A 12,666-nucleotide genomic window follows, 5' to 3' on the forward strand; every position below is an offset into this window, starting at 1 on the left:
GCCCAGCCCCATCTGATCGCCAGCGCATCGCACCCTATTCGAACTCCATGATCACATCATCAACCGCAAGACTGTCGCCCGCGCCCGCATTGACCTTGCTGACGACGCCCTTCTTCTCGGCCCGGAGGATGTTCTCCATCTTCATCGCCTCGATGGTGCAGAGCGCTTGGCCCTCTTGGACCTCATCGCCCACCTCGACGTCGAGCTTCACCACCAGACCCGGCATCGGGCAGAGCAGCATCTTGGAGGTGTCAGGCGGCAATTTTTCCGGCATCAGCGCGGCTAGTTCGGCCTGACGCGGCGTGCGCACATGAACCTTGAGATCCGCGCCGCGGGTGCGGATGCGGAAGCCGCCTGAGATTTTGCCGACCTTCAGCACCAGAGGCGCGCCATCCACGGTCATCTCGGCCAGTTGGTCGCCCGGTGTCCAATCGCCGCTGACGCGCATCTCGGCACCGTCGGAGAAGACTACCGTCGCCCCCTCGGGATCGGCCTTGGTGACCACGTCAAAGTTTTCACCCTGAAGCTTCACGTTCCAATCGCTGCCGACCTTGCGCTCGTGGTTGTCCATCCGGCCGGAGACACGGGCGCGGCGGATTTCGCCGACGCGGTGCATGGCGGCACAGGCGGCGGCGATGCGGCGCAGCTCGCCTTCTGGCAGGGTAACGCCCTCAAAACCCTCGGGGTATTCTTCAGCAATAAAGGCGGTGGTCATCTCGCCCGAGATAAACTTGGGGTGATCCATTACGGCAGACAGGAACGGAAGGTTATGTCCGATCCCCTCGACCTCAAAACTATCAAGCGCCACGCGCATCTTCTCAATCGCCTCGGCCCGGGTCGGTGCCCAAGTACAGAGTTTGGCGATCATTGGGTCGTAATACATCGAAATTTCGCCGCCCTCATAGACGCCGGTATCGTTACGCACGGCCATGTCGCCTGCAGGGGCATCGCCCTGCCATGTACCCTGGTCCAAGAGCGGGCCGGCGGCCACTTCCTGCGGCGGGCGGTAGCGGGTCAGACGGCCAATCGAGGGCAGGAAGCCGCGGTAAGGGTCCTCGGCATAAAGTCGGTTTTCGATGGCCCAGCCGGTAAGTGTCACATCGTCTTGGGTGATCGAAAGTTTTTCGCCATTGGCGACGCGGATCATCTGTTCGACTAGATCGACGCCGGTGATCAGTTCCGTCACCGGGTGTTCCACCTGCAGGCGGGTGTTCATCTCAAGGAAGTAGAAGTTCTTGTCGCCGTCGACGATGAACTCCACGGTGCCCGCGCTGGTGTAGCCCACCGCCTGCGCCAGAGCGACGGCCTGTTCACCCATCGCTTTACGGGTGGCTTCGTCAAGGAAGGGGCTCGGCGCTTCTTCAACAACCTTCTGGTTGCGGCGCTGGATCGAACATTCGCGCTCGCCCAGATAGATACCGTTTCCATGCGCGTCGCAGAGTACCTGAATCTCGATGTGGCGCGGCTGTGTGACGAACTTTTCAATAAAGATACGGTCATCACCGAAGGAGTTCGCGGCCTCGTTCTTGGACGATTGGAAACCTTCGCGCGCCTCTTCATCATTCCAGGCGATACGCATGCCCTTGCCGCCGCCACCTGCAGAGGCTTTGAGCATCACCGGATAGCCGATCTCATTGGAAATCTTCACCGCCTCATCGGCATCTTCGATCAGGCCCATATAGCCCGGCACGGTCGACACCCCGGCCTCCTGCGCGATCTTTTTGGAAGTGATTTTGTCGCCCATCTTCTCGATGGCACCGACGGGCGGGCCGACAAAAGCCACGCCAACCGCATCAAGAGCCTCGGCAAACTTGCTGTTTTCGCTGAGAAACCCATAGCCCGGATGCACCGCCTGCGCGCCGGATGTCTTGACCGCCTCCATCACCTTGTCGATGACGATATAGGATTGGTTGGCAGGGGGTGGGCCGATGTGGATGGCCTCATCCGCCATTTCGACATGCAACGCATTGGCGTCCGCGTCTGAATAGATCGCAACGGTGGTCAGCCCCATTTTCTTGGCAGTCTTAATTACGCGGCAAGCGATTTCGCCCCGGTTGGCGATCAGGATCTTGTCAAACATCAGCAGTTCCTTTGACGGTGACAGGCAACGCAAAATGCCGCGTCAGCCGGGGCTGCGCGGTGCCTGTGAATGTAGTGTTAGAAGGGTCCGAAGCTCTGCCCACGCCGATGGCGGACAGAGCGGTCCGAAGGCTTAGGTTAGCATTTGCCGGGGTTGAGCTGGCAATAGGCGACGTTGCCTGCCGCACCGATCGCAGCACCCTGCGCCAGCGACCCGCCGGTAATTGCGGCTGCGCCTGCGCCAACGGCTGCGCCGCCCAAACCTTGTTCGCCGATGTTGTCGCCACAGGCGGCAAGCCCGGCTGCCGCGCCAAGCGCGAGAATAATATTACGAATGGACATGAGCCTGTTCCTTCACTGCTGTTAACTAACCGACCAACGCCCTGATTGGCATAGGGTTCCCAGCCGGTTCTTCTGTTTGATGCCCTGCGCCAAAAAGACCACATTAGTAAAAAGTCGGACAGCGACGCCAGAGGTCTGGTCCGCTGCCCGACAGGGGAAGGGGTATGGTCTTCATGCTTAGCGGAGCTTTGGACAATTACTGCCCCGCCAACAGATTTATATCTGCCCCAAGGCCGCACCCGCGCCAAGCGGGTCATGCGCGGGGGCAAGACTTCGGCAAGGCTATGCTGATTTGCAAAGAGATGCGGCGACAACATGCCTATCAACCCTCGAATGCTTCGGGGAAGGCCGCGCGTGCGGCGGGCACATCCAACACCAACAGCGCTTCGTAATCGGCAGGATCAAACGGGTCGGTCGCGGGCAGCACTTCGCGGCCAAAGAGCCACGAAAGACGGCCTGCATCAAGGTTGCCGCGCTCGAAAGGATGTTCGCCAAAGGCTTCCCACAACGCTTTGACAAAGGCGGTGTCGGCGCGGCGATCCGGCGCGCGGCGATCAGAACGACGCTCACGACGGGTGATCGGCGTAACCCCTTTGGGGTTCGGGCGGCGAACAGTGAATTGGAAATCGGTGCCGGGCAGACGGCCCGGGAACCCGCGGTGTTTCAGCATATAGGCGGGCATTACACACCCCTCCCGATTGCAGGGGTGGCAGGGATCAGGGCAGGCGCGGACGCCTGCCCTGCAACGGCATTACTTGTACTTGCCGGTGTATACGGGCTCAACCGAAATGGGCTCGGGCTCGACAACAACGAACTCTTCTTCGGTCTGACCGCTTGTGCAGGCGGAAACGACTGCGACGAAACCGAAAGCTGCCAGCATCTTGATGCTCTTGGACATGAAAGTCTCCTATTAATGTTAGTGGAACCTGGTGCGACATCATGCCGACCAAGCCCGGGTTCTGAGGCAAGGGATACGTCGGTATTCCTTGACCGCATCATATGCGATTCACATGGCAATGGATACGGTTGCAAGCGCAATCGGTCGCGTTGTGACTCCAAAGCATCATTCCAAATGCGGGATCGGCGGATTCTTGCAAGATATTGCGTCTGCATCACAAACCCTCCCAGATGCAGGTGCCATCCTGAGCGCGGAACGCTTCGAAATACTGGGTCGCATCGGGGTCAGCGGCGCCGAATTCCACGACACGGTCAGCAAGTGAGACGACAATTACCTGCCCCGCAAGCGCGTGTTCGGTCATGTATGGCAAGGCGACGGCCGCGCAGAGGTGTTCCATATCAGGCGCGGCCAGATCATAGGCGATAGCATCCGGCCCTTTTGCAATCTGCGGCGCGACAAAGCGGAAGCGCAGCCACGTCTCGCCGCCTAGGTCCTCGACCAACACCTCTTGAAGATCAATGGCTTGGCCGGAAGGCACATCAATCGCCAGCGCGGGCGTTACCAGCCCGAATGCAAGCGCACCAGTCAGCAGCGCACGTGCGATTCTGGCGGTTAATGGTTGCGCAGCGCGTCGATCAGCGCGTCCTTGTCCATGTCCGAGCGCCCCTCGATCCCAAGCTCCTGCGCCCGGTCGTAAAGCGCGTCCTTGGTCCACTCCTCGTAGGGCGGCTGCTTGCCCCCCTTCTTGCTGGGATGCTGGCTGTCGTTGGCCTGCGCATTGGCGATCCGGGCGGCTTTCTCCTTGCTCGCTCCATCCTCGCGCAGGGACTTGTAGGTTTCTTCGTCTTTGATGGATGAATTTGGCATGGGATGGCCCTCCTTTGCGAAGGAAACCACCCAGCCTGCCGAGGGTTCCGCATGCGGCCTCGGTGGGATCGGTATTTAAGAAAGGATGAAACTGCATGGCGGTGCTCAGAGCGGGATGTTGTCGTGCTTCTTCCACGGGGTCTGCACTTTTTTGTTGCGCAGGGAGGCGAAAGCGCGGGCGACCCGTTTGCGGGTGCTGCGCGGCTGAATCACTTCGTCGATGAAGCCGCGTTCGGCGGCGACAAAGGGATTGGCGAACCGGTCTTCGTAATCCTTCGCGTGCTGCGCGATCTTTTCGGGATCGTTCAGGTCTTTGCGGTGGATGATCTCGGTCGCGCCTTTGGCCCCCATCACGGCGACCTCGGCCGTGGGCCAGGCGTAGTTGAAATCTGAGCGCAGGTGTTTGGAGGCCATCACGTCATAGGCGCCGCCATAGGCTTTGCGGGTGATTACGGTGACCATCGGCACGGTTGCTTCGCCATAGGCGAACAGCAGTTTCGCACCATGCTTGATGACGCCGCCGAATTCCTGGCCGGTGCCGGGCAGGAAGCCGGGCACGTCCACGAGGGTCAGAATTGGAATCTCGAAAGCATCGCAGAAGCGCACGAAACGCGCGGCCTTGCGAGAACTATCAATGTCGAGGCAGCCCGCCAGCACCATCGGTTGGTTGGCCACCACGCCAACGGTACGCCCCTCAAGACGGATGAAACCGGTGATGATGTTCTTGGCGAATTCCTCTTGGATTTCGTAAAAGTCGCCTTCATCCGCCAGTTTGAGGATCAATTCCTTCATGTCATATGGGGTGTTGGCGTTGGAGGGCACCAGCGTGTCGAGCGACGGCTCGATCCGGTTGGGATCATCAAAGAAGGGCCGGACGGGCGGTTTTTCGCGGTTGTTGGCAGGCAGCAGATCAACAAGGCGGCGCACTTCGGCCAGCGCCTCGACGTCATTCTCGAACGCCCCGTCAGCAACGGACGATTTGCGCGTATGGGTCACGGCACCGCCAAGTTCTTCAGCGGTGACGACTTCGTTGGTGACGGTCTTCACCACGTCGGGGCCGGTGACGAACATGTAAGAGCTGTCTTTGACCATGAAGATGAAATCGGTCATCGCAGGCGAATAGACCGCACCGCCCGCGCAGGGGCCCATGATAACGCTGATCTGTGGGATCACGCCGGAGGCTTCGATATTACGTTGGAAGACTTCCGCATAGCCCGCAAGGCTTGCCACCCCCTCTTGGATGCGCGCGCCGCCGGAATCGTTGATGCCGATCACGGGTGCGCCGTTTTGCACGGCCATGTCCATGATTTTGCAGATCTTCTGCGCATGCGTTTCCGAAAGAGAGCCGCCGAAGACGGTAAAATCCTGACTGAAGACATAGACGAGGCGGCCATTGATCGTGCCCCATCCTGTAACCACACCGTCGCCTGCGGGCTTTTGATCCTGCATGCCGAAATCGGTGCAGCGGTGGGTGACGAACATGTCGAATTCTTCGAACGACCCCTCGTCGAGCAGCAGATCGACCCGCTCGCGCGCCGTCAGCTTGCCACGGCCATGCTGCGCATCGATCCGCGCTTGACCGCCGCCCAAGCGCGCATCTTCGCGGCGCTGCTCCAGTTGTTCGAGAATGTCTTTCATGACGCACCCCTATTGTGATTTTGATCAGTCTATCGAAGGAGCGCAGACGACCAAAGCGCATTTTTGCAAATTTGCAAAACAATTACATGGGTTGCGCAGCAAAATGAAAAGTTGCAAATCAATCTAGTTAACATGGACATTGCTCACCCCCCCGACTACTTGCCATTGCATGAGCGATCTCCCCCGTGTCCGGTATTTAGACCGGACGACCCCGCCCCACATTTCCACGCTGATCCTGCTTGCGGGGCTTTCGGCCATGGTGATGAACATATTTCTGCCAAGCCTGCCCAAAATGGCAGAGCATTTCGGCACGGATTACGCTGTCATCCAGCTTTCGGTGCCGCTGTATCTGTTCTTCAGCGGGATATTGCAGATTTTCATCGGTCCAATCTCAGACAACCTTGGGCGACGGCGCGTTATGCTTTGGGGGTTGGGGCTGTTTCTTGGGGCGACCGTTGGCTGCTTGCTTGCACCAAATATCGGCATCTTTCTTGTCTTTCGAATGGCGCAGGCTGTCATTGCCACTGGCATGGTTCTCAGCCGTGCGGTGATCCGCGATCTTTACACCCAAGAACAATCAGCTTCGATGATCGGCTATGTCACCATGGGTATGGCGCTGGTGCCGATGATCAGCCCCGCCGTGGGCGGCCTGCTAGAACAAGCCTTTGGTTGGCAGGCTTCCTTCTGGGCGATGCTCATCCTTGGCGGGCTTGTGTTCTGGGCCGCGTGGGCAGATTTGGGCGAAACGGCCCGTGCGAGTGGCAAATCTTTGGCCCAACAGTTTGGTGAATACCCTGAGCTCCTGCGCTCCCCACGTTTTTGGGGTTATGCGCTGGCGACGGGATTCTGCTCGGGTGCGTTTTTTGCTTATCTCGGCGGCGCGCCCTTCGTGGGGACCGTTGTGTTTGGGATGGAACCGGCAGTGCTGGGCATCTATTTTGGCGCGCCCGCCATTGGCTATTTCGTCGGCAATTTCATCACCGCGCGCACCGCGACCCGCTACGGGGTTAATACGCTGGTGCTTTGGGGCTGCATTTCCAACGCGGTTGGCGGCACAGTATCGCTGCTAATCTTCCTCGTCGGCTACGGCTCCCCACTCAGCTTTTTTGGGCTAATGACGCTGGTCGGTCTGGGCAATGGGCTGTGCATCCCCAATGCCACCGCTGGCATGCTGTCCGTGCGACCGCATCTGGCGGGCACGGCCTCTGGTCTTGGCGGGGCGATCATGATCGTTGGCGGCGCGGCGCTTAGCGCACTGGCGGGGGCGCTGCTTACCCCTGAAACAGGGGCCTATCCGCTTTTGTGGCTGATGCTGCTGACGGCCATCGCCTCGGTCGGGTCGATCTGGCTGGTAATTCACCGCGAGAAGGTCTTGGGCCTGTAACCTGCGTTAGCCACGCGACCCACCTTGCGACCATCAGTTTGCAAAGCTACGCTGCGGGAAACTGCAAAGTTGCAAAGGGGCGCGGATGGCGATCCAAAAACTCTACGCCGGTGTGAAACTGCGTGAAACCCGCACCCGCGCGGGGCTGACGCAAAAAGACTTTGCCGCCCGGCTTGGCCTATCCTTGCCCTATCTCAACCAGATGGAAAACAACAACCGCCCCGTCAGCACCAGCGTCGTGCTGGCGCTAGCTTCAGAGTTTGGGCTGGATGTGACCGAACTTTCCAGTGGAGACGGAGAGCGATTAGTAAGCGATCTGCGCGAAGCCCTGGCCGATCCAATTTTCGCTGGAAAGGCGCCGCCAACAGCTGATCTGCGTCTTACCGCTTCTAACGCACCGGGGCTCGCGCATGCATTTCTAGCTCTACATCAAAGCTACCGGCAGGTGCACGAACGACTTGCCTCATTGGACGAAGCTTTGGGGCGCGAGGATGCACGCGCCACCCCCTCTCCGTGGGAAGAGGTGCGGGACTTCTTTCACTATTGCGACAATTACATTGATGCGGTCGACCGTGCGGCAGAACATTTTGCCACCCGCAAAGGCACGACTGGCGATGCCCGGACGACGGCGATGGCCGCCCTCAGCAATGCCGGAGTGTCGGTGGTTTTCGACGATGATGACCGCCTGCGCGCTTACGATCCGGCCGGTAAAACGCTGCAGCTCTCTGCCCGCGCAGCACCTGAGACGCAGACCTTTCAGCTTTTGCTGCAAGTGGCGCTAACCCGGCAAGACGCACTGCTAGAGGCGACACTTGATCTGGCCCGGTTCCACAGCGCCGCTGCGCGAGACATCGCCAAAATCGGGCTGGCCAATTATTTCGCTGGGGCGGCGCTGTTGCCCTATGGGCGCTTTCTGGAAAAGGCCCAGGCCTGCCGCCATGACCTTGAGGTTCTGGCCGGGCATTTCGGCGCTTCGATCGAACAGGTGGCGCATCGGCTGTCGACCTTACAGCGGCCCGGGGCGAAGGGCATCCCCTTCTTCTTTGTGCGTGTCGATCAGGCGGGCACGATCACCAAACGCCATTCTGCAACGCGGCTGCAATTCGCGCGCTTTGGCGGCGCTTGCCCGCTGTGGAATGTTCACCGCGCCTTTGAGACGCCGGGCCGTTTTCTGCGGCAATTGGCCGAAACGCCGGATGGGGTGCGCTATATTAGTCTGGCGCGCGATATCTCGAAACCGGCGGGGCGGTTTGGGGCGCCAGTGCGGCGCTACGCGATTTCTTTGGGGTGCGAGGTGCGCCATGCGCCCGCGCTTGTTTACGCCGATGGGATGGATATCAATCGCGCAGAAGCCTTTGAGCCGATTGGCATTTCCTGCCGCATCTGCGAACGCCGCGATTGCCATCAACGTTCTGTACCACCGCTGGAACGGCAGTTGGTTGTTGACCCGCATCTTCGCGACGTGCTGCCCTATCGGGTAGAGTGATCAGCGCTGTGCGCGTCGCCAACCAGCGCCGCGGGCTTCCGCCTCGGAACAGAACCAACGCTCTCCATTTTGGCTGCTGATCCGGGTCCGGCTGTAAAAACTCTGCCCCGGCATGTGATAAATCTTGGTTCCCTTGGCGCTGATGTTACCCTTGATCTGGCAACTTCCCTCGGGACGCTCGGGTTCCGCCCCCCTGCGTCGGGTCACGCGATAACGCGCAGGGGACACCGTTTTGAAGCCATGAATCCCGCGCGCCGCGACAAAGGCGGCTTTTTCATCCAGATCATAATCCATCGAGTATTTGCGATAGGCAAAGGCCAGCCCGTCCTGCACCAGCGCTTGCCCCACGTCGACGCCATCGATACGGCATCGCGCAACAATACGCCCATAGCGGTCCCGATCCAGTTCTTCGCACTGGGCCTGTTCCCCTTGATAACGGTCGCGCACCTCCCTCGTCGTCCAATCGCCGCAGGCCCAGGGCTGCCCGCCCTCGGTCTCACAGGTTTGACGCGCCTCAAGCGCGTCGATCCCATGCAAACGAATGCGCGTGCCGCCAAGATCGAAGGTATCCCCATCAATCACGCGCACCATGCCTGAAACGGTCTGCGCACCGGCCGAAGCGGCCCCAAAGCTCAGCGAGAGATTGAGGGCGAAAAGTGAACAAATCCTTAACATGGGGCAGGTATGACGCCCTGCCCCGCCAGCTTCAAGGGACCGAATTAAGAGAGGTTAACGATCAACGCTGCGCCACCTGCCAGTTCGGATGCATCCAAGGTTCTTCATTGGCGCGGGGCAGCGGATCACGGCCCAGCAACAGGTCCGAAACCTTCTCTCCTACCATGATCGACGGCGCGTTCAGGTTGCCATTGGTGATACGCGGAAAGATAGAACTGTCGGCCACGCGCAGCCCCTCAACCCCGATCACCCGGGCCTGTGGGTCGACCACGGCGTTCCGGTCATCAGCCGCGCCCATGCGGCAGGTGCCGCAGGGGTGATAGGCGCTCTCGGCATGTTCGGCGATGAAGCTGTCAAGCTCTGCGTCCGATTGCAGCGCGGCACCGGGTTGGATTTCGTGCTTCACGAAAGGCTTGAACGCCTCCTGCCCAAATATCTCGCGCGTGAGGCGGATACAGGTGCGGAACTCCTCCCAATCGTCGGGATGCGACATGTAGTTAAAGCGGATTTTCGGCGCATCTGCCGGGTCGGCTGACCGCAGGGTGATGTCGCCCCGCGACTTGGACCGCATCGGCCCGGTATGGGCCTGAAATCCATGCCCTTCGGCCGCTGCCTGCCCGTCGTAGCGCACGGCGATTGGCAGAAAATGGTATTGAATATCTGGGTATTCCACGCCGGGCTTCGAGCGGATGAAGGCCGCGGATTCAAATTGGTTCGACGCCCCCATACCGGTCTTTGTAAACAGCCACTGTGCCCCGATCACCGCCTTGGACAGCAGATTCCAGTGCTTATAGAGCGTGATTGGTTGGCTTGAGGCCATCTGGATGTAAAGCTCTAGATGGTCCTGCAAATTCTGCCCTACACCCGGACGGTCTGCGACCACATCGATCCCATGCTCGGCCAGATGGGCGGCGGGGCCGATGCCGGAGAGCATCAAGAGTTTCGGGGAGTTAATCGACGATGCCGCCAGCACAACCTCGCGCTGCGCACGGATGACCTCGACCGTCTTGCCACGCTTGACCTCGACGCCCACGGCACGCCCCTCTTCAATCACCACGCGCTGCGCCAGCGCACGGATCAAGGTGACGTTGCCCGTCTTTTGCGCAGGCCGCAAATAAGCGTTCGCCGCCGACCAGCGCCGCCCGTTCCAGACCGTCTGCTCCATGGGGCCAAAGCCCTCTTGTTTCTCGCCGTTGTAATCCTCGGTCATCTGGTACCCGGCCTGCGACCCAGCCTGCACAAAGGCGTCAAACAAAGGGTTCGCGCGCGGCCCACGGCTGACATGCAAAGGCCCGTCCTTTCCGCGCCATGCCGCATCCCCGCCATGGCCGTTCTCGTGCCACGTCTCCATGCGTTTGTAATAGGGCAACACGTCGGCATAGCCCCAGCCCTGCGCGCCGCTTTCCTCCCAATGATCGAAGTCCTTGGCATGGCCGCGCACATAGACCATGCCATTGATCGATGATGACCCGCCGATCACCTTGCCACGCGGGCAGACCAGCTCGCGGTTGTTCAAATTCGGCTCAGGCTCGGACTTATAGCCCCAGTCATAGCGCGGCATGTTCATCGGATAGCTGAGCGCCGCAGGCATCTGAATAAACGGCCCCGCGTCGCTGCCGCCATGTTCAATGACGATTACGCGGCGCCCCGCCTCGGCCAGACGGTAGGCCATGGCGCAGCCCGCAGACCCCGCCCCGACGATTACAAATTCAGCTTCCATTCCACTTACCTTCCGCAAATCCGCACGGGTGCGGGGCAGCGCCCGACGGTGTCGGCTTTATGCGCTGCGGCCTAATTTTCCGTTGCTTAGAACGGTGCTTCGACATCGCCCATGCGGACGTAGACGGACTTCAACTGGCTATAATGGTTGATCGCCGCCTTAGAGTTTTCGCGGCCCACGCCGGAGTTCTTCATGCCCCCAAAGGGCGCTTCGACCGGCGCATCGTTATAGGTGTTGATATAGCAGGTCCCCGCCTCAAACCTGGCGGCCACGCGGTGTGCGCGGGTCAGATTTTGGGTAAAGACACCAGCGGCGAGACCGAATTCCGTGGCATTGGCACGGGCCATGACCTCGGCCTCATCCTCAAAATCGAGCACGGCCATGACGGGGCCAAAAATCTCTTCGCGGGCGATGACCATGTCATCTTTAACATCGGCAAAAACGGTCGGCTGCATGTAGAAACCGTCGCGTTCAATCCGTTTACCGCCATAGATCAGGCGGGCGCCCTCGGCCTCGCCCTTCGCCACATAGTCCAGCGCGATCTGCATCTGCCGTTCGCTGACCATCGGGCCAAAGCTGGTGTCGGGGTCCATCGGGTCACCGATCACGGCATTTTCCAACCGCTCAGACAGCCGCGCAAGAAACGCCTCCTTGATGTCGCGGTGCACAAAAACCCGCGTGCCGTTCGAACAAATCTGGCCGGAGCTATAAAAGTTGCCCAAAATCGCGCCACTCACGGCGTTGTCGATATCGGCATCCTCAAAGACGATCATGGGGGATTTTCCGCCCAATTCCATCGTGACGTGTTTGATGCCCTCAGCGGCGGCTGCATAGACCTTGCGGCCCGTCGGAACGGAGCCAGTCAGCGACACCTTGTCGACGCGGGCATCAGTCACCAGCGACTGGCCCACCTCGCCCATGCCCTGGACCACGTTGAACAGGCCCGCTGGCAGCCCAGCCTCAATGAGTATCTCAGCCACTTTCAGCGCACAGAGCGGCGTGGTCTCGGACGGTTTGAAGATCATCGCATTGCCACAGGCCAGCGCCGGCGCGGCTTTCCAGCAGGCGATCTGCGTGGGGTAGTTCCACGCGCCGATGCCCACACAAAGGCCAAGCGCCTCGCGACGGGTATAGACCCAGTCTTCGCCCAGTTGGATATGCTCGCCCGTCAGGCTGCCCGCCAGCCCGCCGAAATACTCCAGCGCGTCGGCCCCGCTGGTGGCATCGGCGACAGAGGTCTCCTGATAGGGTTTGCCGGTGTCATAGGTCTCCAGCACCGACAGGTCGTGGTTGCGCTCGCGGATCATGTCGGCGGCGCGGCGCAGGATGCGCCCCCGCTCGGTGCCTGTCATCGCGGCCCATGCGGCCTGCGCCTTGCGGGCCGATGTGATGGCTTGTTCAACGATTGCAGGCGTGGCGGCATAGAGCGTGGCGATCGTCTCGCCCGTGGCGGGATAGATCACCGGGATCGGCGTGCCGTTCGTGTCTTCGACATAGGCGCCGTCGATGAAATGGCTGGCTGTGGGTTGGGGATCATAGGACATCAAAGATACTTTCTTGCCTGAGGGGCGGAGTGT

12 protein-coding genes are annotated in these 12,666 nt (G+C 60.3%); 2 read left to right on the forward strand and 10 right to left on the reverse strand.

Going from position 1 to position 12,666, the window contains the following annotated elements:
- Window positions 1-34: 34 nt before the first annotated feature.
- The 7 genes from ACSQ16_RS14955 to ACSQ16_RS14985 all read right to left on the reverse strand — a co-directional run bounded on the left by ACSQ16_RS14955 (window position 35) and on the right by ACSQ16_RS14985 (window position 5,824).
- The gene (locus tag ACSQ16_RS14955) at window positions 35-2,080 is read right to left on the reverse strand and encodes an acetyl-CoA carboxylase biotin carboxylase subunit (RefSeq protein ID WP_243262549.1); all 2,046 of its coding nucleotides are present in this window, start codon (window positions 2,078-2,080) and stop codon (window positions 35-37) included.
- A 137-nt stretch (window positions 2,081-2,217) separates the two neighbouring features.
- A complete protein-coding gene (locus ACSQ16_RS14960) occupies window positions 2,218-2,421 on the reverse strand; it encodes a hypothetical protein (RefSeq protein WP_093926802.1) in 204 nt (67 codons plus the stop codon).
- Between the two features lie 322 nt (window positions 2,422-2,743).
- Window positions 2,744-3,091 (reverse strand): hypothetical protein, encoded by a 348-nt coding sequence (locus ACSQ16_RS14965; RefSeq protein WP_093927245.1) that lies wholly within the window; start codon window positions 3,089-3,091, stop codon window positions 2,744-2,746.
- Window positions 3,092-3,172: 81 nt separating this feature from the next.
- Window positions 3,173-3,319 (reverse strand): hypothetical protein, encoded by a 147-nt coding sequence (locus ACSQ16_RS14970; protein ID WP_167360200.1) that lies wholly within the window; start codon window positions 3,317-3,319, stop codon window positions 3,173-3,175.
- A gap of 214 nt (window positions 3,320-3,533) precedes the next feature.
- Window positions 3,534-3,857: a DUF6497 family protein gene (locus tag ACSQ16_RS14975; RefSeq protein WP_243262548.1), complete on the reverse strand. Its 324-nt coding sequence runs from the start codon at window positions 3,855-3,857 to the stop codon at window positions 3,534-3,536.
- A gap of 74 nt (window positions 3,858-3,931) precedes the next feature.
- On the reverse strand, window positions 3,932-4,186 hold the full coding sequence (locus ACSQ16_RS14980; protein WP_243262547.1) for a DUF7218 family protein: 255 nt from the start codon (window positions 4,184-4,186) through the stop codon (window positions 3,932-3,934).
- 105 nt (window positions 4,187-4,291) lie between these two features.
- Window positions 4,292-5,824: an acyl-CoA carboxylase subunit beta gene (locus ACSQ16_RS14985; RefSeq protein ID WP_243262546.1), complete on the reverse strand. Its 1,533-nt coding sequence runs from the start codon at window positions 5,822-5,824 to the stop codon at window positions 4,292-4,294.
- Between the two features lie 169 nt (window positions 5,825-5,993).
- Here ACSQ16_RS14985 and ACSQ16_RS14990 point away from each other — a divergent pair, with 169 nt between their 5' ends.
- Both ACSQ16_RS14990 and ACSQ16_RS14995 read left to right on the forward strand, forming a co-directional pair.
- Window positions 5,994-7,208, forward strand: a complete 1,215-nt coding sequence (locus ACSQ16_RS14990; RefSeq protein ID WP_243262545.1) for a multidrug effflux MFS transporter — start codon at window positions 5,994-5,996, stop codon at window positions 7,206-7,208.
- 85 nt (window positions 7,209-7,293) lie between these two features.
- Window positions 7,294-8,694: a helix-turn-helix domain-containing protein gene (locus ACSQ16_RS14995; protein WP_243262544.1), complete on the forward strand. Its 1,401-nt coding sequence runs from the start codon at window positions 7,294-7,296 to the stop codon at window positions 8,692-8,694.
- Here ACSQ16_RS14995 and ACSQ16_RS15000 read toward each other — a convergent pair whose 3' ends face one another.
- From ACSQ16_RS15000 to betB, 3 genes are all read right to left on the reverse strand, one after another.
- Window positions 8,695-9,369 carry a thermonuclease family protein gene (locus ACSQ16_RS15000; protein ID WP_435988565.1) on the reverse strand — a complete coding sequence of 225 codons (675 nt, stop codon included), beginning with the start codon at window positions 9,367-9,369 and terminating at the stop codon, window positions 8,695-8,697.
- Window positions 9,370-9,430: 61 nt separating this feature from the next.
- Window positions 9,431-11,089 carry a choline dehydrogenase gene (gene betA / locus ACSQ16_RS15005; RefSeq protein WP_243262542.1) on the reverse strand — a complete coding sequence of 553 codons (1,659 nt, stop codon included), beginning with the start codon at window positions 11,087-11,089 and terminating at the stop codon, window positions 9,431-9,433.
- An 86-nt stretch (window positions 11,090-11,175) separates the two neighbouring features.
- Window positions 11,176-12,633, reverse strand: coding sequence for a betaine-aldehyde dehydrogenase (gene betB, locus ACSQ16_RS15010; protein ID WP_243262541.1), 1,458 nt, complete (start codon window positions 12,631-12,633; stop codon window positions 11,176-11,178).
- Between the last annotated feature and the right edge of the window lie 33 nt (window positions 12,634-12,666).

It is taken from the genome of Sulfitobacter sp. SH24 (assembly GCF_965641895.1).
In the GTDB taxonomy this organism is placed as follows: domain Bacteria; phylum Pseudomonadota; class Alphaproteobacteria; order Rhodobacterales; family Rhodobacteraceae; genus Sulfitobacter; species Sulfitobacter dubius.

Bases quoted from the DNA above. Each gene is read 5' to 3' on its own strand.
- ACSQ16_RS14995 (WP_243262544.1), top strand. From the start codon at position 7,294: ATGGCGATCCAAAAACTCTACGCCGGTGTGAAACTGCGTGAAACCCGC.
- ACSQ16_RS14970 (WP_167360200.1), bottom strand. From the start codon at position 3,319: ATGTCCAAGAGCATCAAGATGCTGGCAGCTTTCGGTTTCGTCGCAGTC.
- betA (WP_243262542.1), bottom strand. From the start codon at position 11,089: ATGGAAGCTGAATTTGTAATCGTCGGGGCGGGGTCTGCGGGCTGCGCC.
- ACSQ16_RS14990 (WP_243262545.1), top strand. From the start codon at position 5,994: ATGAGCGATCTCCCCCGTGTCCGGTATTTAGACCGGACGACCCCGCCC.
- ACSQ16_RS14980 (WP_243262547.1), bottom strand. From the start codon at position 4,186: ATGCCAAATTCATCCATCAAAGACGAAGAAACCTACAAGTCCCTGCGC.
- ACSQ16_RS15000 (WP_435988565.1), bottom strand. From the start codon at position 9,369: ATGTTAAGGATTTGTTCACTTTTCGCCCTCAATCTCTCGCTGAGCTTT.
- ACSQ16_RS14955 (WP_243262549.1), bottom strand. From the start codon at position 2,080: ATGTTTGACAAGATCCTGATCGCCAACCGGGGCGAAATCGCTTGCCGC.
- ACSQ16_RS14960 (WP_093926802.1), bottom strand. From the start codon at position 2,421: ATGTCCATTCGTAATATTATTCTCGCGCTTGGCGCGGCAGCCGGGCTT.
- betB (WP_243262541.1), bottom strand. From the start codon at position 12,633: ATGTCCTATGATCCCCAACCCACAGCCAGCCATTTCATCGACGGCGCC.
- ACSQ16_RS14965 (WP_093927245.1), bottom strand. From the start codon at position 3,091: ATGCTGAAACACCGCGGGTTCCCGGGCCGTCTGCCCGGCACCGATTTC.
- ACSQ16_RS14985 (WP_243262546.1), bottom strand. From the start codon at position 5,824: ATGAAAGACATTCTCGAACAACTGGAGCAGCGCCGCGAAGATGCGCGC.